At 69.9% G+C, this 1,497-nt stretch carries 1 protein-coding gene; it reads right to left on the reverse strand.

Features of this window, described 5'->3' with window-relative positions:
- The coding region (locus HX773_RS25280; RefSeq protein WP_255433335.1) for an Ig-like domain-containing protein at positions 1–1,475 on the reverse strand (1,475 nt) is incomplete at its 3' end.
- Positions 1,476–1,497: the final 22 nt, after the last annotated feature.

The following is a 1,497-nucleotide window of genomic DNA, read 5'->3' on the forward strand; positions in this document are numbered from 1 at the left end:
ACGGCGCTGATGACCGGCTGGTCAATTAAGGTATCTACCGTAATCGTGAAGGCGCCGGACATCACCGAGGTGTTGCCGGCCTTATCCACCGCCTGCACGCTGAGCACGTGCTGGCCCTCGTCGAAGCGGGCGTCGCCGGCGTGCTGCCAGGCCCACTCACCGGTGGCGGGGTGCGCCATCATGCTGCCGATGGCCTCGCTGCCGTTGTAGAGCGTGACCATGCTGCCGGGCTTGGCGCGTCCGGCGAGCAGGGGCTGGGCGTCGCTGGTGAGGCCGGTGCCGTCGTTGCTGATTTCACCCGAAACGGCGTGGGTGGCGGAGGTGACCTCCGGCTGGCCGATGACGGTGTCGACGGTGATGACCACGGCGACCGACGGCAGGCCCCTGTTGCCGACGGCGTCGGTGGCGACCGCGGTAAAGCTGTGTTCGCCGTCGCTCAGGGGACCGGTGAGGGTAAAGCGCCAGCTGCCGTCGGCGTCGGCGGTGGTTTCGCCGACCTTCACGTCGCCGATAAAGATGTCAACGCGCGCGCCGGGCTCGGCGCTGCCGCTGAGCTGCGGGCGGCTGTCGTTGGTGACGTCGCCGCCGGAGAGGACGCCGGTGTGCGGCGCCACGCCGTCGGTCAGGGTAAGCAGCGGGCGGGCCGGGGCGACCAGGTCAACCTCGAGGGTATACGCAGGTGAGGGCTCGCTGACGCGACCGTCGCTGCTGCTTTCGGCGGCGGTGAGGGCGTGGGTGCCGTGCGCGAGGCGGGCGGGGGTAAACTGCCAGCTGCCGTCGGGGTTCACGGTGGTGCTGCCGATGAGCGCGCCGTTGTCAAAAATCTGAATGACGTTGCCGGGGATGCTGCCGCGGCCGCTCAGCAGCGGGGTGGCGTCATCGGTAGCGCCGCCGCGGGCGAGCGGACCGGTGATGCTGCCGGCGTCGTCCTCCGCGCCGGTGATGTCGGGCGCGGGGATGGGATTTTTACCGGGCCCGCCGTGCTGGTTCTGCAGGGCGTAGATGCCGCCGCCGAGCGCCAGCAGCCCGGCAAAGGCGGCGACGGCGGCCAGGGCGCCGTAACTGCTGTCGGCGGGAAGCAGGGGCGCAAAGCCGTCGGTGGCGGTGGCGTCGGGGATAAGGAAGGCGGCGTCGCCGTCGCTGAGTTCACCGGCGTCCGGCTCGTCGTCGTGTTCATTAACGTAGACGTGGACGCCGCCGTCTTCGGCCTGGCCGATGACGTCGCCGGGGTGCAGGTAGTAGTCGTCAATCACCAGCAGCGGCGCGTCGGCGTCCGGCAGGCCGAGGGCGAGGGCGTTGCCCATGCGCCTGGCGACCAGCACTTTCGGGCCGGCGTCATTGGCGTCGGGGCCGGCGAGCAGGTAGCGGTTGCCGGGCACGGCGCGGATGTGAACGGTGTCGGCGGCGGCGAGGTTGAGAGGCTGTGAGACAAGCCTGTTGTGCACCAGCGCCACGGTAAGGTGTTGCGTCGTCATGGGTCAGTCCTTAAAAGCTGAG

Source organism: Pantoea sp. B9002 (assembly GCF_013385945.1).
Taxonomy (GTDB): domain Bacteria; phylum Pseudomonadota; class Gammaproteobacteria; order Enterobacterales; family Enterobacteriaceae; genus Pantoea.